Here is a 17241-nt window from a genome sequence, read left to right as displayed (position 1 = left end):
CCTTCATTTTTAAATCATAATCCCACTAAAATTTGCATAAGTTGTGATGAAGAAGATTTATGAATGTTTTGATTCGAAAGTTGTATAGGCAGTACGTTTTCACAGGAGGGGGAAACAGTGAAAATCCACATTGTTCAAAAAGGCGATACACTATGGAAAATTGCTCAAAAATATGGAGTCGATTTCCAGGAGTTAAAAAAGTTGAATTCCCAATTGAGCAATCCTGATCTTATTATGCCAGGAATGAAAATAAAAATTCCAACTGGCGATGTGCCAATTAAAAAGGAAGTGAAACATGAATTAAAGAAAGAAGTGCCAAAAGTAGCTTTTAAAAAGGAAGCAAAGGAACATCCTTTTGCAGAGGAAAAACCTGTTGCTCCTATTGAGACGGAGGAACCGGAAGCAAAGGAGAAGCCGTCTAAACCATATGTGCCTCCCGTTCCAAAAGTTTATCAGCCTTACTATCCGAAAAAAACTGATGTAAGCAATTATTTTATGCTCAATATGCCGATGATGAATATCCATGAAGAAGCGGAAAAGGCTCCAACGCATCCCTATGCTTCAAAAGATTCCAAACCGCAGCTTCCGAAAAAGCCTGAAAATGTGTTTCATGAAGTTTTGGGTAAAGGAGAAGAAAATAAAGAGGAGGACAACAAAGATATGACGAATCCGCAATTTTCGAATGTCAATCCATATTATGGAGCCCAATGGCAGCCTTATTACGCGCCTGTCTGGCCAAATATTCCGAACCCTGCCCCGAATCAATTTGTAAGCCCACAACAATATGGCGAAGATTTTGATGATGATGAATATGATGAAGCGTATGGTTACGAAAACGTTGCACCTAACATTCCGCCAAACGTTTCACCAATACAATACAGTCCGCAACCCGTAGTTCCATGTGTACCATATCCTGTTCTTTGTCCACCGTTTCCATTCTTAGGATGCCATCCGGTATCTCCTGTATATCCAGGATCAGGATTGGCGCCGACACCTTATGCTGCACCTTATGGAATACCGCACGGTCAATGGGTAAGCCCGGAGGCGGCGGAAAATCAAGAATTTGCAGAGAATATACCTCATACTGGAGCTTTTCCGAGTCATCAGGATGACTGCGGCTGCGGAGGTCCTGTACCTTATGGATATCGAGCGGCTCCATTTGTACCATATGGAATACCGCATTACCCTTATGCTGTGCCTTACTATGATTATAACCAGTTCGTTGCACCGCAAGATGAAGAAGATGAAGATTAATTTTATTGGAGACGATGATAAAAATCGTCTCTTTTTTCTTTGAAAATTTCATGACATGATTTATTTTTCGTAAAATACAATATGATACAATAGATAATAAAAAGAAATGATGCTAAGGAAGGTGCATGACATAATGCAGGAAAAAATTGCAAAACTAATCGAATGGCTTCAAAATCAAGTAAAAAACGCAGGATTAAACGGTGCAATTGTTGGAATAAGCGGGGGAATTGATTCCGCCGTAGTTGCTCATCTCATTAAGCGAGCGTTTCCTGAGCATTCGCTTGGCCTAATCATGCCATGTAAAAGCAATCCGAAAGATCAAGAAGATGCTTTAAAAGTAGTGAAAAGCTGCAACATTGATTATATGGTGATCGACTTGACCGAAACTCATGAAACGCTTTTTCACGCCATTCAAAAAAATATTCAAGCTAAAAACGATTGGAATGAAGAAGCATCAAGATTAGGCGACGCGAATACGCGCGCGCGGCTCAGAATGACAACATTATACGCTGTGGCAAACAATTATCGTTACATGGTTGTTGGCACAGATAATGCAGCTGAATGGTATACAGGCTATTTTACGAAATACGGAGACGGCGGTGTAGACCTTGTTCCTCTTGTACATTTTACAAAAGGCGAAGTAAGGGAAATGGCAAAAATTTTAGGAGTTCCGGATGAAATTATTAATAAAGCTCCAAGCGCCGGTTTGTGGGAAGGACAAACGGATGAAAACGAAATGGGAACAACATATGATATGATTGACAAATTTTTAAAGGGAGAGGAAATTCCTGAGAAAGATAAAGAAATCATTGAAGCGCTGCATAGACGTTCTGAGCATAAACGAAATTTAGCGGCAGCACCGCCAAAATTTTAATTAATTGCCGGGAACTAACAGCAATAAACCTCCCCTGAAAGAACAAGCTATGGATGAGCTATTATGCTCAAATTGTTTTTCAGGGGGTTTTTTCATTGAGAAAATCAGTTTCCGCAGCTATTGCCCTTTCTTTTATGACAATTGGTCTTGCGGCGTGCAACAACAATAATGGTGCATTGGATGACCGTGATCGAAATGGTGCAGCACCAATTGGCTACTATTCAGCTGATCGGGATCGCAATTTTGATTACGTTGATAATGATGGACCGATCACTGAAATGTTTGACGGCGGAATGGATGACAATGATATGCTCCGCGATGCAAATGACCGCAATAGAGACCGCTCGCTGACAGTGAACGATAGAAGAAACAACGGCTTCCAAAGAAGCGATGTCAATTATCATAATCATTTACGGGATGTGGGCTCGAATAATGCTCAATTAGCCGAACGAATTTCTGATCAGGTAAGCCGGCTGAAAAACGTGCAGGATGTTGATACGCTCGTAACAAATGACAGGGTTGTAGTAGCGATCAATACAACTGATCGAAACGAACAGAACGTAAAAAATCGAGCCAAACGAGTTGTATCAAGACTGGCTGGAAATAAAAGCATCCATATTGTAACAGACGAGGAAACTTTTACTCGTGTGCGAAACATTAATAATAACTTGAATAACGGTACGGATGTAGGGGAAGATATCCAACGTCTATTCAATGATATTGGAGAAGCAGTAACAGAGCCTTTTGACGGAAATAACCGCTAACGAGACAGGGAGAACTCCTCCCTGTTTCTTTTGTGAAGAACAATTTTTCCCGCTAAATAAAATATGTTATATTAAAAATCGAGATTTGTTTATGAGAGGGGATTTTTAGAATGGCAGGACATTCTAAATGGAAAAATATTCAAAGAAGAAAAAATGCCCAAGATGCGAAGCGGGGCAAAATTTTTATGAAATTGGCAAAAGAAATTTATGTTGCGGCTAAACAAGGCGGAGGAGATCCTGACGCGAATCCGAGCCTCAGACTTGCCATTGACAAGGCTAAAGCTGCCAACATGCCGAACGATAATATAGAACGAGCAATTAAAAAAGCGACCGGCAGCCAAGATGGAGCCAACTATGAAGAAATTACATATGAAGGATATGGTCCCGGCGGTGTCGCTGTAATGGTAAAATGTCTGACGGACAATAAAAACCGTACAGCAACAAGTGTTCGTACTGCCTTTAATAAAAACGGAGGAAACTTAGGAGAAACTGGTTGTGTATCCTATATGTTCGAACGAAAGGGATATATTGTTATTGATGGTAACGGAATTGAAGAGGATGACTTGTTTCTTGAAGCAATTGACGCTGGAGCAGAAGAATTAGAAGCGTCAGGTGAGGCGTTTGAAATTTATACCGCTCCTGAAAATTTGAATAATGTAAAAACCGCTTTAGAAGAAAAAGGATATAAACTGGAAACAGCGGAAATCACATGGATTCCTCAAACGTACACGCAACTAGATGAAACAACAGCTGAAAAAATGTACAAATTAATCGATGTCCTTGAAGATGACGACGATGTCCAAGAAGTCTTCCATAATATGCAGGAAGATGAGTGATTGAAAATTTGTTGATATTAACGATTTAAAAAATCTAACAGCCGAAAAAAAAAGAAATTGTTAAGTTATCCATTTTACTTTTTCTAATTGAAACGTATTAATATACAAGCATGCCATGATATACAAGGTAATTTCCATAATATGTAATAAGATGAAGAATCAGGACTAAGGGTTAAAACTTCTCATGATGGCTACAATAAATAAAAACAAATGTGTTATAAGTTCAGGAGTGGTGGCATGTGAAAAAGGTATTTTGCCTCTTTTGTTATACTTTGATGATCTTAGCTTTTTGTCATTTCCATCCTGAAGCATCTTTCGCAAATGCGAATCATCATTCCTCGACAGTTGAAGTCATCTTGAGAAGAGTTTATCTTGATGGCGAAGTGAGCGAAGAGGTCAAAACAGAACATCATCATTCTATCGCAGATGTAATTGCGAAATATCAAGATTGGCAGGTTGTTCGTCAGGATGGCGACGAAATTGTCTTTCAAAAGCAAATTGATGACCTCTCTCCTTTATTAAAAACAAATGGTTTTTTCGGTATTATGGAAGACGGGACTTTGTCGATTTTTAACGGGAAGCCTGACGCAGATCATGAGGTCATTCAGTCTTTTTTCCAGATCGATATAAAAAAACTGGAAAGCTATCGCCACCTGCAACTAAAAAGAGGAATTCCCGTAAAAAATAAAGAGAATTATTTAAATGTCATCAATACCTTTAAAGCTTATTCTGCTGATGAATTCAAATAAAAGGACCGATGCTTTTTGCATCGGTTTATTTTTGCAGTTCTATCCCTGACGGAGCGAGTTCTTTATGTTAAAATAGGTTAAGTGATGAGAGGTGAACGCAGTGATTGAGTTTATCCGCGGAGTTGTAGATCATATATCAATAGATTCAATTGTGATCGATCGGAACGGAGTCGGCTTTCAAATTTTCACTCCCAATCCTTTCAACTATCAAAAACATATAAAAAAAGAAGTGACAGTTTATACATATCAATATGTAAGGGAGGATCTCCTCGCTCTGTACGGATTTTCAAGCCGTGAAGAAAAGACTCTCTTTTCCAAGCTTTTAAACGTAACAGGAATCGGTCCGAAGGGTGCTCTGGCGATCCTGGCTTATGGGGATGCAAAGCAAGTAGTGGAGGCCATTGAAAATGAAGATGAAGCATTTTTAGTAAAATTTCCTGGTGTCGGAAAGAAAACAGCGAGGCAAATCATCTTAGATTTAAAAGGGAAGCTCGTCGAATTCGTTTCAGAACCGTCTTCCAACATGTTAGCTAATCAGGTACAAACAGACCAAAAACATAGCAATCATTCGCTTATGGAAGCGATCGATGCACTGAAAGTTTTAGGATACAGTGAGAAAGAGATAGCAAAAATCAAGCCGTCATTGGAAGGTGAATCGCTCTCAACTGATCAATATGTGAAAAAAGCATTGAAACTGCTTTTGAAATAAGGTGATAGCAATGGAGGAAAGAATTGTTGCAGGCGAAGCTGAAGCGGGAGAAAAAGATTTTGAATTCAGCCTTCGTCCTCAATCTTTCGATCAATATATCGGTCAATCAAAGATTAAGGAAAACTTAAAAATATTTATTGAAGCGGCAAAGCTTAGAGAAGAAACGTTGGATCATGTTCTTTTATATGGACCTCCAGGGCTCGGGAAAACAACACTTGCAACGATTATCGCAAATGAGATGGGGACGAATATCCGCCATACTTCAGGGCCCGCGATTGAACGGCCGGGAGAATTAGCGGCTATTCTCACTTCTTTAGAACCGGGGGATGTTTTATTTATTGATGAAATTCACCGGCTGCATCGTTCGATCGAAGAAGTCTTGTACCCAGCGATGGAAGATTTTTGTATAGATATCGTCATTGGAAAAGGATCAAGCGCCCGTACGATCAGGTTGGATCTGCCACCGTTTACACTTGTTGGTGCAACAACTAGAGTTGGCTTATTAACTGCTCCTTTAAGGGATCGATTTGGTGTGTTAAGCCGCTTGGAATATTATCAAGAGCACGAGCTCTCAAAGATAGTCAAACGAACGGCCAATCTGTTAAATATCGAGATTGAAGAGCAGGCAGCCGTTGAAATAGCCAGAAGATCGCGGGGAACGCCAAGAATTGCGAACAGACTTCTTAAAAGGGTCAGGGATTTTGCGCAAGTGCTCGGATTTGAAAAAATCAGCGCCCATCTTGCTGAAGACGCCTTGGAGCGTTTGCAAGTGGATAAACTTGGATTGGATCATATCGATCATAAACTTCTTTTAGGGATCATTGAAAAATTCCAAGGAGGACCCGTTGGAATTGAGACCATTTCAGCGACAATCGGTGAAGAAGCGCACACAATTGAAGATGTTTATGAACCGTATTTATTGCAAATCGGTTTTATTCGGCGAACACCGAGGGGAAGAATAGTAACAGATCTTGTGTATAAACATTTTCAAATGGAGGTGCCGAAAAGATGACGGAATTTCCAAAGCTATTGATGGTGCTTGGCGGTATTTTGCTTTTTATCGGCTTATTTATGCAAGTTGTCGGCAGACTGCCAGGAGATATCGTGGTAAAAAAAGGGAATTTCACCTTCTTCTTTCCGATTGTCACATGCATTGTCATTAGTTTGCTTTTAACGTTCATTTTTTCTTTTTTAGGACGGTTTAAATAATGGACAGAAGCTAGGTGAACAGGATGAATATCGAATTATTTGACTTCGAATTGCCAGAGGAGCTGATTGCCCAAACTCCGTTGAAGGAGAGGGATGCTTCAAGATTAATGATTGTTGATAAAAAAAGCGGAGATATTACGCACAGCAGATTTAAAAGCTTAATTGAGTATGTATCTCCGGGTGATTGCCTTGTTTTAAATGATACGCGGGTCATGCCGGCCAGATTGTACGGGGTGAAAGAAGAAACCGGGGCCAAAGTGGAAGTTTTATTGCTAAAAGAAAAAGAAGGGAATGTTTGGGAAACCCTTGTAAAACCTTCAAAGCGAGTCAAAGTAGGGACAACATTAAATTTCGGAAACGGCCTTTTAAAAGGAACATGTGTAGGAACTCTTGAACACGGCGGTAGAATCATTGAATTTCAATACGAAGGCATTTTTTTGGAAATTTTGGATCAGCTTGGGGAAATGCCATTGCCCCCATACATTAAAGAGCAGCTTGATAATAAAGAACGATATCAAACCGTTTATTCCCGAGAAATTGGTTCAGCAGCTGCACCGACTGCAGGTTTGCATTTCACAGATGAAATACTCGAAAATATAAAAAATAAAGGGATTCATATCGCTTTTATAACGCTGCATGTCGGGCTTGGGACATTTCGTCCAGTCAGCAGCACAAACATTACAGAACATAAAATGCATGCGGAATTTTATCAAATGACAGAGGGAACGGCCCGCTTATTAAATGAAGTAAGAGAAAAGGGAGGACGTATTATCGCAGTCGGTACGACTTCAACTAGAACGCTGGAAACAATTGCTGGAAAACATGGAGGCAAATTTGTCGAAGAAAGCGGTTGGACAGACATTTTTATTTATCCGGGCTACAATTTTAAAGGAATAGACGGACTCGTTACAAATTTTCATCTTCCTAAGTCTTCTCTGATCATGCTTGTCAGTGCGCTGGCTGGAAGAGAAACAATTCTTCGCGCGTATGAGGAGGCTATAAAGGAAAAATACCGTTTTTTCAGCTTTGGAGATGCCATGCTGATTATTTGAAACAGAATAGAGGTACACTGAATAAAGGAGGGGCTTTCATTGAATAAGCCACCTATTCGATATGAACTGATCAAAACATGCAAACAAACAGGCGCCCGCCTTGGAATCGTACATACACCTCACGGTTCGTTTGAAACTCCGGTGTTTATGCCTGTGGGAACATTGGCGACCGTCAAAACTATGTCACCGGAGGAATTAAAAGAAATTGGCGCAAAAATCATTTTGAGCAATACATACCATTTATGGCTCCGACCAGGGGAAGATATCGTTAAGGAGGCAGGAGGTCTCCATTCTTTTATGAATTGGGATGGAGCGATTTTAACCGACTCCGGCGGATTTCAAGTGTTCAGCTTAAGCGAATTCCGGCGAATTGAAGAAGAGGGAGTATATTTTCGCAATCATTTAAACGGGGACAAGCTGTTTTTATCTCCAGAAAAAGCAACTGAAATCCAAAATGCTCTCGGATCAGATATTATAATGGCATTTGACGAATGCCCGCCTTACCCGGCATCATTTGATTATATGAAACAATCTGTAGAACGAACCTCCAGATGGGCTGAACGCTGTCTAGCAGCTCACAAAAGAGAAAATGAACAAGGGATGTTTGGAATTGTACAAGGCGGCGAATATGAAAACTTGCGGAAGCAAAGCGCACGCGATCTTGTCTCGCTTGATTTTTCGGGATATGCGGTTGGTGGTCTTTCTGTCGGTGAACCGAAAGAAGTGATGAATCGTGTGCTAGAATTTACCGTGCCTTTATTGCCAAGCGACAAACCTCGTTATTTGATGGGGGTCGGTTCTCCAGATTCACTGATAGATGGAGCGATTCGGGGCATTGATATGTTTGATTGCGTGCTTCCTACTAGAATTGCGCGCAACGGCACCTTAATGACATCAACAGGTCGGCTTGTCGTAAAAAATGCGAAATATGCGCGCGATTTCGGTCCATTGGATGAATCTTGTGATTGCTACGTTTGCCGAAATTATTCACGTGCTTATATCAGACATTTAATTAAAAGCAATGAAACATTTGGGATTCGATTAACATCTTACCATAATCTCTATTTTTTGATAAAATTAATGGAGCAGATTAGGGAATCAATCCGTGAAGACCGTTTAGGAGATTTCCGAGAAGAATTTTTTGAACGGTACGGATTCAATAAACCAAATGCGAAAAACTTTTAATGCTTAGAAAGGGGTGAAGAAATGTCGGAGAATTTTGTAGCAACAGTGCTGCCTTTTGTGCTGATGATTGCTATTTTTTACTTTTTGTTGATCAGACCTCAGCAAAAAAGGCAAAAGCAAATCCGTGACATGCAGGCAAACTTGAAGAAGGGTGATAAAATCGTAACGATTGGCGGTTTGCATGGGACGGTTGATTCATTGGATGAAGATAAAATCGTCATCCGTACGGGAGACGGCTCCCGCTTAACTTTTGACCGAAATGCTGTGAGAGAAGTCGTAGAACAATCATAGTTCTACAAAAAACAGGGCTGACTTAAATGTCAGCCTTTTTCTTTTTAAGCCTGCCGTTTTGGCGACGAAATATTGACTCCCAGCATTCCTCCAACTATTGAAGTGATTAAAAATCCACCGTGATATAATAGCGATTCTGGCGAAAGCGTTTTTCCGTAACCTAAAAATTGAAACAACAACACAATTCCCGTGTAAGCAACCGCTGTCGCACCGCCTAAAAGCCACCCTTTTTCTTTACCTTTTCCGCCAGCTATAAAACCTCCGATAAAAACGGCTAAAAAACTTATAGATGTGATGACCCAAAAGAGCGAATCTTCTGTTAAACTAGTAAATCGTAATAAAATAGATAAAAGAAAACTGGAAATCAAAGCAATGATCAAAATGGTAAAAACACCGTAAAATACAGCTTTCCCCCACCGCTTTGCTTCAATCATCCATTCATCTCCTCCCATGTTCACCCGTACAAGGGTAATCACTTTTATACAAGCATATTCATAAAAAAAAGATTTAGAATTAAAATTGCCAGATCAGGGTGAAAGGAATGAAACGGATAGATTTTAACGATTTTTCTGCATCGGAATAAAGATTGCTATATACGGACCGATTAGGGGAATTCGCTTTACTTCTTCCTTTTCGACTAGTCGAAAGATGATAAGAAACAGACTGTAAATAACTGTTGTGATCATGCATGCATACATTAACTTTGGCAGCAAATGCAGTTGTTCCAATAAGATATCGTAAATATGATAGGAGATCCAACCTGTTAAGAAAATGGCTGCAAAAGATAGAACATAGTCTCTTAAATAAATTGTGAACTTAAACACTTTCAGCACCGTTGCATAATGAAGAAGAGTAACGATCATAAACCCGCTTATAATGGCAAGAGCTGCGCCGATAATGCCGAGCTCAGGCCTAGTTGCGAAAACAAAAATGAGCGCTGTTTTTAAAATGGAACCGATTAAACTGTTGGTCATCGCTGCTTTTGCTAAATTTAATGCTTGCAATGCTGCTTGCAGTGGACCTTGGAAATAATAAAAGATGAAAAAAGGAGCCATAACTTTCACATAGATGGCAGATTGAGCATTTCCATACATAAAGATCATGATCGGTTCAGCGTACACGTATAAAATAACAACTGCTAGTCCGCCTGTAACAAGCGAGAGCCTTAAAGCTTGCCTCAGCCGATATTCTGCTAATCGAATCCTTTTTTGGGCAATCGCTTCGCTTAATGCGGGCACTAATGATGTTGACAGCGAAAAAGTTATGAAAGAGGGAAGCATTAATAAAGGAAGCGCATACCCCGTCAATTCCCCATATTGTTTTGTAGCTAAAGATGAATGAACGCCGGCGATCAGTAAACTGTGTGAAACAACGATCGGTTCGAGAAACCATGAAATGTTGCCGATAAATCGGCTGCCGGTTGTCGGCAGGGCAATTTTCATGAGCTGACTGAATGTTTCTTTTCCCTTTTTTAACGAACGGAAAAACGATTTTCTCACTCGAATTTGCTTTTTGAAACGGAACGCTATTAGTAAGTAAAGTAAGGAAGCAAGTTCTCCAATTGCTGCCGCAACAAAGGCGCCAGCGGCTGCATATTCGATTCCGTAAGGCAGCATAGCTTTTGTACAAACGGCGATAAAGGCGATTCTGACCGCTTGCTCAAGCACCTGGGAGAATGCCGCAGGCGTCATGTTTTGTTTTCCTTGAAAGTAGCCTCTCAAAACAGAGGATACAGCAATAATAGGAATTACAGGAGTGATGGAAATCAAAGGAAAGAATGTTCTTGGGTCTGTAAGCAATGTTTCAGAAATATATGAGGCGGAAAACAACACAAGCGGTGCGATGATAATGCTTAAACTGCACGTAATTGTTAAAGATACAACCAGTATTTTTTTTTCCTTTTTGCTGTCTCCTATTGCATCCGCTTCCGCGACCAGCTTGGAGATGGCAACCGGCAAACCGAGCTGTGTAGCTGCTGCGACAAGGCCAAACGTAGGCATCGCCATCATGTAGAGGCCAACCCCTTCTTCTCCAATCATTCTGGCTATGACAATTCGATTAATAAAACCGAGAATTCTTGTGATGAGGCCTGCCGTCATTAAAATGAGCATTCCTTTTAAAAAGGTTTGCTTCGGCATTTTTCTCCCTGCCTTCTCAAAAAACTTGATATCATATACAATTACTATATGCAGACTCGAAGTACAGGCATGACAACCTTTTAAGAAAGGAGCATAAAAGTGGAGAACTATTCGGTAGATGCCTATCGCAAGTATTTAAGGCCGTTTTTGAAAAGCAAGCTCGAAGAATTCCGGCTGTATGGATACGATAAAATGACAGAGGATGAATTGTGGGCTTTTTTGAAAAGAAAAAAATGGAAAAAAATTGAGGGTGTCAGAGTACATCGGTTAGTAGAAGGGATTATGTCAGTGAAAGTGTCCGATTTCATGAATTATACGACCATTGAGTTTATGAAAGATGCAAAATGGTTAGATAGTAAAGAAGGACAAGAAATATTAAAAGAATTAACCTAAAGATGATAAGGCGATGTTTCGCATATAAGCTTGAGGAGGATCAACATGGCAAAAAAAGGCCGAATTATATCATTTTTTATCATTGTTTTCGCCCTTTTAGGTTTGACTGGCGCAACGACAAAACCAATCGTAGAAGGCATTACGCTTGGTCTTGATTTAAAAGGCGGCTTTGAAGTTTTATATGAAGTGAAGCCGGTAAATAAAGGAGATAAAATTGACCGTCAAGCCCTTTTAAGTGCAGTTGAAGCGCTGGACAAAAGGGCGAATGCTCTTGGAGTGAGCGAACCAAATATCCAAATAGAAGGGAATGACCGAATTCGCGTTCAGCTTGCAGGCGTGACGGATCAGACTGAAGCTCGGAAAATTTTGTCGACGCAGGCAGAGCTGACCTTTCGTGATGTCAATGACAAAGAATTACTAAACGGTTCAGACTTAGTGCAAGGCGGTGCCAAGCAATCATTTGACCAAAACGGTAAACCGAACGTTGTCGTTGAGCTAAAGGATGCGAAAAAATTTAAAGAAGTGACAGAGAAAATAGTAAAAATGGCGCCTGAAAATAAGCTGATCATATGGCTTGATTGGGAAGAAGGCGACTCGTATAAAAAAGAAGCAGCAAAAGCGAATCCGAAATTTTTGTCCGATCCGTACGTAAATGAAGTGTTTGATACGACTACCGTCACGATTGAAGGACAATTTACGGTAGAAGAAGCGCAGCAATTAGCAAGTTTGCTGAATGCTGGTGCATTGCCAGTGAAGCTGCACGAAATTTATTCAACTTCTGTCGGGGCAAAATATGGGGAAGAAGCGATGCAATCAACCATTTATGCGGGTTACGTCGGCGTAGGCCTCATTATGCTGTTCATGATCTTTTACTATCGCTTGCCGGGATTGATCGCATCTATCACGCTTGTTTCATACATATACCTCATTTTAGTTGTGTACAATTGGATGCATGCGGTGCTTACATTGCCGGGGATCGCCGCCCTTATTTTAGGGGTTGGGATGGCAGTTGACGCGAACATTATTACAGACGAACGAATTAAGGATGAATTAAAGCTTGGAAAAAGTGTCCGATCTGCTTTTAAAGCAGGAAACAAAAGATCGCTTTTAACCATTTTTGATGCCAATATTACGACAATACTCGCAGCTGTTGTTTTATTTATTTTTGGAACAAGCTCTGTAAAAGGATTTGCGACAATGCTCATTGTCAGCATTATTATATCCTTCCTTACGGCGATTTATTTAAGTAGATTGCTGCTCGGATTGCTCGTAGAGAGCCGGGCATTTGACAAAAAGCCGCATTGGTTTGGCGTGAGGAAAAGCGATATTTTGGATATTACGAAAACGAATAAAGATACCGATGTCCCAACTCGCTTTGATCATATTGATTTTGTTAAACATCGGAAGAAGTTTTTCGTTTTATCAAGTGTATTAATTGTCGCAGGCATCATCATCCTCTTTGTTGCTAAATTGAATCTAAGCATCGATTTTACGAGCGGAACGCGGGTCGAGCTAGCGACAAATGAGCCGCTATCGGCTGATACAATCGAAAAAGAGTTCAAATCAATCGGGCTTAAGCCGGATGAAATTGTATTATCTGGTAATGATAAAAGCACAGCAGTTGTACGATTTGTAGGCGCATTTGATAAAGAAACGATTTCAAATGTAAAAGAACATTTCACAGAGCTGTATGGGATAGAGCCAAATATAAGCACGGTTTCGCCAACAGTCGGAAAAGAGCTGGCGCGAAATGCTCTCATCGGTGTTGCAATTGCTTCCATTGGGATTATCATATATGTATCCATCCGCTTTGAATTTTATATGGCGCTTGCAGCTGTGCTTGCCCTATTGCACGATGCCTTTTTTATCATTTCCTTTTTCAGCATCACCCGTCTTGAAGTAGACATTACATTTATCGCGGCCGTGTTGACGATTATTGGTTACTCGATCAACGATACGATTGTTACGTTTGACCGTATAAAAGAAAACATGGGAAAAGCGAAAAAAATAAAAACATTTGAGCAGCTTGCGGAAATTGTCAACAAAAGCTTGCGGCAAACCTTTACAAGATCGATTAACACCGTTTTAACCGTGATCTTTGCTGTTGTCGCTCTCATTTTATTCGGAAGCTCGTCCATTTTAAATTTCTCGATTGCTTTGTTGGTTGGATTGATCGCAGGCGTTTATTCCTCTTTGTTTATCGCCAGCCAGCTTTGGCTCGTTTGGAAATGGAAGCAAATTGAAAAACGTTCTGTAAAAGAAAACTAGTGAACAGCCGCTGTAAAAGTTCGAAGGGGCTGTCCAAAAAGTCAGGGTTAACTGACTTTTTGGGGCTCCTTCATTTTAGGGATTTATCGGACAGACTATTTTTCCTATCTTGTGTTTAGGGGCTGTCTTTGAAAGTCAAATCGCCATTGAAAACAAAAAATCATAAACACCGATATATCAACATTTCTAAAACATTAATGGGAGCGTCAATAAGCCGTAAAAACGACTTATTAGACATCCCCTTCTTATGCTCTCTTTCTTCATTACGTTCTCCAAAAGTTTTATGACGGACATTCAGTGCATACAATTTATTCCAGTTGGACTTCATTGCTTCTATGAAGGACATTTACAAATTTTATTCGATTATTTTTGTCCTTCACAATGTATTTCTCCAAACTCCTTCATTTTAGGAACTCATCGGACAGCCCCTCTCTTTCTTATGAAGAAACATAACCTTAAAAATAGTGTTTGAAAACATTTCATTTCGTTCTGTATAATAGGAGAAGTTGAGGGGTGAAATCATGCTGAGATCTAAATTTCGTTGGAATCGTTTATATAGGGATGAGTCCAACGAAGAGGCTGTTCGAGCATTAATCGACTCTTTGAATATTACATATTTGACTGCTCGATTACTTGTGAATCGCGGCATTCAAAATGTTGAAGAAGCAAAAGAGTTTTTACATATAAAGGAACCTTCATTTCATGATCCTTTTTTGTTGGATGGGATGGAGCGGGCATGTGAGCGTATTTTTGCAGCAATCCGCGCTGGTGAAAAGATTGTCGTATACGGTGATTATGATGCGGACGGCGTTTCCAGCACTGCCGTCCTGTTGACGGCATTAAAGGAATTGGGGGCAAACGTCGATTTTTACATACCGAATCGATTTTCAGAAGGATACGGGCCAAACGAACATGCTTTCCGAATGATTCATGAAAAAGGATGCAGGCTGATTATAACAGTTGATACCGGCATCGCGGCAATCAATGAAGCGGATTTAGCCAAAAGGCTTGGAATCGACCTCATTATCACAGACCATCATGAACCGGGGCCTGTTTTGCCTGATGCGTATGCGATCATTCATCCGAAATTGCCAAATTCAACATATCCTTTTAAGGAGCTGGCAGGTGTAGGCGTTGCTTTTAAAATGGCCCATGCCCTTTATGGAAAGGTTCCAGAATCTCTGATAGAGATCGCAGCCATTGGAACAATTGCTGATTTAGTACCTCTATACGGAGAAAATCGGCTTCTTGCGAAAAAAGGGATTGAAAAATTAAAAACGACGACAAGACCTGGCATAAATTCGCTTCTTTCCATTGCTGGAGTGGACAAATCTTCCGTAAATGAGGAAACGATAGGATTTGTTTTAGGACCGAGAATTAATGCGGCAGGGAGGCTGCAAGAAGCCGATCCTGCCGTTGAATTGTTGTTGACAGATGATAAAGAAAAAGCTGATATGCTTGCTAAGGAAATCGATCAATTAAATAAGCAAAGGCAGAAGCTTGTACAAGAGATAACGGACGAAGCGATTAAGGAAATTGAGAAAAATTTTCCAATCGAAGACAATCCTGTTTTAGTCGTCGCAAAAGAAAACTGGAATTCTGGAGTGATCGGAATCGTTGCTTCCAGATTGGTCGAAAAATTTTACCGTCCTGCCATCGTGTTGAGCATTGATCGTGAGACAGGTCTTGCCAAAGGGTCTGCGCGAAGCATTCAAGGGTTTGATCTATTTAAAAACTTATCGGAATGCAGGGAGCTTCTCCCTCATTTTGGAGGCCATACGATGGCTGCTGGCATGACGCTGAAAGCAGAGCATATTGACGAGCTGCGCCAAAAAATGATCGATCTTGCAAATAGTCAGCTTTCAGATGAAGATTTTATTCCCGTAAAAAACATTGAATGTGCCTGTTCATTGGAGCATGTCACAATAAAAGCAGTCGAAGAGCTGGAGAAGCTTGCCCCTTTCGGAGTCGATAATCCGAAGCCGCTCTTTTTACTAGAGAATGTCAATGCGGCAGATGTTAGAAAAATTGGGGTAAACGGAAATCATTTGAAAATGAAGATTGAGGAGAAGGAATTTGAATTAGATGTCGTCGGCTTTGGACAGGGAGAATTGGCAGAAGAAATATCTCCTTTCGCAAACGTTTCTATTGTCGGTGAGCTTGCGATCAACGAATGGAATTATGTAAAAAAGCCGCAGCTATTGCTTCAAGACCTTGCCGTGCCAGCGTGGCAGCTTTTTGATTGGCGAGGTTCAAGAGGAACGGAGGCTTTGCTCTCTAAACTTCCTGCTGAAAAACGATTGCTGATCGCCTTTCATGAAGAATCTATAAAATTATATAAAGATCAACCGTACATTCATGAAATTCATATAATATCAGAAATAAAGGATTACAAAAATATAGATGTTTCCAATAAGTATGTTGTATTTCTCGATATGCCCCAGGCAATCGAATTTCTTGTTTCAGCATTTGAGCAAGGAATTCCTGAAAGAATTTATGCTATTTTTTATCAGCATGCAGACCACTTTTTTCAAACAATGCCGACAAGAGAGCATTTTAAATGGTATTACGCATTCTTAACGAAAAAAAGTTCTTTCGATTACAAAAAATATGGGGAAGATTTAGCCAAATACCGTGGCTGGACAAAAGAAACGATCTTTTTTATGACAAAGGTGTTTTTTGAACTTGAATTTGTTACAATAAACAATGGTGTGATTACATTAAACAAAAAGGTGAAAAAACGGGATTTATCAGAATCCGGAACATATCAGCAGAAGCTGGATCAAATGAAACTGGAACAGCAGCTTCTCTATTCTTCTTATCAAGAACTGAAGGAATGGTTTGAAAAGGCAGTCTTGAAACGAGATGCCGATAAATTTTTACAAGTTCATGAATGGTAAACAACCGAGGAGGACGAGTGATGGATTTAAAAAAATACGTGACAATTGTTGAAGATTTTCCAAAACCGGGCATTTCTTTTAAAGATATCACAACATTAATGGACAACGGGGAAGCATTTAAATATGCAACAGACCAAATTGTTCAATATGCGCGTGAAAAGAAGATTGATATTGTTGTCGGTCCAGAAGCAAGAGGGTTTATCATCGGCTGCCCAGTTGCTTACTCTCTCGGAGTTGGTTTTGCACCTGTTCGAAAAGAAGGCAAGCTTCCGCGCGAAACGATCAAGGTGGAATACGGGCTTGAGTACGGAAAAGATGCATTAACCATTCATAAAGATGCGATTAAGCCTGGCCAGCGAGTGTTAATAACCGATGATTTGCTGGCGACTGGAGGGACGATTGAAGCTACCATTAAATTAGTGGAACAGCTTGGCGGAGAGGTTGCCGGCATTGCCTTTTTAATTGAATTGTCTTATCTTGAGGGCAGAAAAAGGCTTGAAGGCTATGATATATTAGCATTGATTAAATATTAATCGGCGCAAATCTATAAATGAAGCACTCTTAATGGGTGCTTTTTTTTAAAACAATAAAATGAAAAACTTTAGAAGTTGTAATATTT

The 17241-nt window shown here is 40.2% G+C and carries 17 protein-coding genes; 15 read left to right on the top strand and 2 right to left on the bottom strand.

The window, feature by feature from the left end; all coding sequences use genetic code 11:
- Nucleotides 1-117 precede the first annotated feature (117 nt).
- The 11 genes from safA to yajC all read left to right on the top strand — a co-directional run bounded on the left by safA (nucleotide 118) and on the right by yajC (nucleotide 8923).
- Complete coding sequence (gene safA / locus NSU19_RS13850) at nucleotides 118-1254, top strand: SafA/ExsA family spore coat assembly protein (protein WP_339196934.1); 1137 nt, start codon at nucleotides 118-120, stop codon at nucleotides 1252-1254.
- Nucleotides 1255-1387: 133 nt separating this feature from the next.
- Complete coding sequence (gene nadE, locus NSU19_RS13845; RefSeq protein ID WP_130156071.1) at nucleotides 1388-2128, top strand: NAD(+) synthase; 741 nt, start codon at nucleotides 1388-1390, stop codon at nucleotides 2126-2128.
- A gap of 95 nt (nucleotides 2129-2223) precedes the next feature.
- Nucleotides 2224-2892: a YhcN/YlaJ family sporulation lipoprotein gene (locus tag NSU19_RS13840; RefSeq protein ID WP_066249549.1), complete on the top strand. Its 669-nt coding sequence runs from the start codon at nucleotides 2224-2226 to the stop codon at nucleotides 2890-2892.
- 110 nt (nucleotides 2893-3002) lie between these two features.
- Entirely contained in the window at nucleotides 3003-3728 is a 726-nt protein-coding gene (locus NSU19_RS13835) for a YebC/PmpR family DNA-binding transcriptional regulator (protein ID WP_144597700.1), read from the top strand.
- A gap of 239 nt (nucleotides 3729-3967) precedes the next feature.
- On the top strand, nucleotides 3968-4477 hold the full coding sequence (locus NSU19_RS13830) for a BofC C-terminal domain-containing protein (RefSeq protein WP_339196931.1): 510 nt from the start codon (nucleotides 3968-3970) through the stop codon (nucleotides 4475-4477).
- Between the two features lie 100 nt (nucleotides 4478-4577).
- The gene (ruvA, locus tag NSU19_RS13825; RefSeq protein ID WP_339196929.1) at nucleotides 4578-5186 is read left to right on the top strand and encodes a Holliday junction branch migration protein RuvA; all 609 of its coding nucleotides are present in this window, start codon (nucleotides 4578-4580) and stop codon (nucleotides 5184-5186) included.
- 10 nt (nucleotides 5187-5196) lie between these two features.
- On the top strand, nucleotides 5197-6198 hold the full coding sequence (gene ruvB, locus NSU19_RS13820; protein WP_339196927.1) for a Holliday junction branch migration DNA helicase RuvB: 1002 nt from the start codon (nucleotides 5197-5199) through the stop codon (nucleotides 6196-6198).
- Complete coding sequence (locus NSU19_RS13815; protein ID WP_063387970.1) at nucleotides 6195-6395, top strand: DUF2905 domain-containing protein; 201 nt, start codon at nucleotides 6195-6197, stop codon at nucleotides 6393-6395. Before ruvB ends, NSU19_RS13815 begins: the two co-directional genes overlap by 4 nt.
- Nucleotides 6396-6418: 23 nt before the next feature.
- Nucleotides 6419-7447 carry a tRNA preQ1(34) S-adenosylmethionine ribosyltransferase-isomerase QueA gene (gene queA / locus NSU19_RS13810; RefSeq protein WP_063387971.1) on the top strand — a complete coding sequence of 343 codons (1029 nt, stop codon included), beginning with the start codon at nucleotides 6419-6421 and terminating at the stop codon, nucleotides 7445-7447.
- A 39-nt stretch (nucleotides 7448-7486) separates the two neighbouring features.
- Nucleotides 7487-8632: a tRNA guanosine(34) transglycosylase Tgt gene (gene tgt, locus NSU19_RS13805; protein ID WP_063387972.1), complete on the top strand. Its 1146-nt coding sequence runs from the start codon at nucleotides 7487-7489 to the stop codon at nucleotides 8630-8632.
- 21 nt (nucleotides 8633-8653) lie between these two features.
- Nucleotides 8654-8923: a preprotein translocase subunit YajC gene (gene yajC, locus NSU19_RS13800; protein ID WP_063387973.1), complete on the top strand. Its 270-nt coding sequence runs from the start codon at nucleotides 8654-8656 to the stop codon at nucleotides 8921-8923.
- A 44-nt stretch (nucleotides 8924-8967) separates the two neighbouring features.
- Here yajC and NSU19_RS13795 read toward each other — a convergent pair whose 3' ends face one another.
- Together NSU19_RS13795 and spoVB are read right to left on the bottom strand one after the other, a co-directional pair.
- Nucleotides 8968-9357: a TIGR04086 family membrane protein gene (locus NSU19_RS13795; RefSeq protein ID WP_327847802.1), complete on the bottom strand. Its 390-nt coding sequence runs from the start codon at nucleotides 9355-9357 to the stop codon at nucleotides 8968-8970.
- Between the two features lie 123 nt (nucleotides 9358-9480).
- Nucleotides 9481-11061, bottom strand: coding sequence for a stage V sporulation protein B (gene spoVB, locus NSU19_RS13790; RefSeq protein WP_339196925.1), 1581 nt, complete (start codon nucleotides 11059-11061; stop codon nucleotides 9481-9483).
- Nucleotides 11062-11160: 99 nt separating this feature from the next.
- On the opposite strand from spoVB, the gene NSU19_RS13785 reads away from it, so the two are divergent.
- From NSU19_RS13785 to NSU19_RS13770, 4 genes are all read left to right on the top strand, one after another.
- Complete coding sequence (locus NSU19_RS13785) at nucleotides 11161-11454, top strand: post-transcriptional regulator (RefSeq protein WP_066249531.1); 294 nt, start codon at nucleotides 11161-11163, stop codon at nucleotides 11452-11454.
- Nucleotides 11455-11499: 45 nt separating this feature from the next.
- On the top strand, nucleotides 11500-13722 hold the full coding sequence (gene secDF, locus NSU19_RS13780; protein ID WP_339196923.1) for a protein translocase subunit SecDF: 2223 nt from the start codon (nucleotides 11500-11502) through the stop codon (nucleotides 13720-13722).
- Nucleotides 13723-14243: 521 nt separating this feature from the next.
- Nucleotides 14244-16622, top strand: coding sequence for a single-stranded-DNA-specific exonuclease RecJ (recJ, locus tag NSU19_RS13775; RefSeq protein WP_339196921.1), 2379 nt, complete (start codon nucleotides 14244-14246; stop codon nucleotides 16620-16622).
- Nucleotides 16623-16642: 20 nt separating this feature from the next.
- Nucleotides 16643-17155, top strand: a complete 513-nt coding sequence (locus tag NSU19_RS13770) for an adenine phosphoribosyltransferase (RefSeq protein WP_063387979.1) — start codon at nucleotides 16643-16645, stop codon at nucleotides 17153-17155.
- The last annotated feature ends 86 nt before the right edge of the window (nucleotides 17156-17241 follow it).

Source organism: Aeribacillus sp. FSL k6-2211 (genome assembly GCF_037966125.1).
Taxonomy (GTDB): domain Bacteria; phylum Bacillota; class Bacilli; order Bacillales; family Aeribacillaceae; genus Aeribacillus; species Aeribacillus composti.
The sequence above is the reverse complement of the archived record's forward strand: the minus strand, read 5'-3'. Positions and strand labels throughout refer to the sequence as shown.

Excerpts from the sequence above, each read along its gene's own strand:
- nadE (WP_130156071.1), top strand. The coding sequence starts at position 1,388 with ATGCAGGAAAAAATTGCAAAACTAATCGAATGGCTTCAAAATCAAGTA.
- NSU19_RS13835 (WP_144597700.1), top strand. The coding sequence starts at position 3,003 with ATGGCAGGACATTCTAAATGGAAAAATATTCAAAGAAGAAAAAATGCC.
- ruvB (WP_339196927.1), top strand. The coding sequence starts at position 5,197 with ATGGAGGAAAGAATTGTTGCAGGCGAAGCTGAAGCGGGAGAAAAAGAT.
- NSU19_RS13815 (WP_063387970.1), top strand. The coding sequence starts at position 6,195 with ATGACGGAATTTCCAAAGCTATTGATGGTGCTTGGCGGTATTTTGCTT.
- queA (WP_063387971.1), top strand. The coding sequence starts at position 6,419 with ATGAATATCGAATTATTTGACTTCGAATTGCCAGAGGAGCTGATTGCC.
- yajC (WP_063387973.1), top strand. The coding sequence starts at position 8,654 with ATGTCGGAGAATTTTGTAGCAACAGTGCTGCCTTTTGTGCTGATGATT.
- NSU19_RS13795 (WP_327847802.1), bottom strand. The coding sequence starts at position 9,357 with ATGATTGAAGCAAAGCGGTGGGGGAAAGCTGTATTTTACGGTGTTTTT.
- spoVB (WP_339196925.1), bottom strand. The coding sequence starts at position 11,061 with ATGCCGAAGCAAACCTTTTTAAAAGGAATGCTCATTTTAATGACGGCA.
- secDF (WP_339196923.1), top strand. The coding sequence starts at position 11,500 with ATGGCAAAAAAAGGCCGAATTATATCATTTTTTATCATTGTTTTCGCC.
- recJ (WP_339196921.1), top strand. The coding sequence starts at position 14,244 with ATGCTGAGATCTAAATTTCGTTGGAATCGTTTATATAGGGATGAGTCC.
- NSU19_RS13770 (WP_063387979.1), top strand. The coding sequence starts at position 16,643 with ATGGATTTAAAAAAATACGTGACAATTGTTGAAGATTTTCCAAAACCG.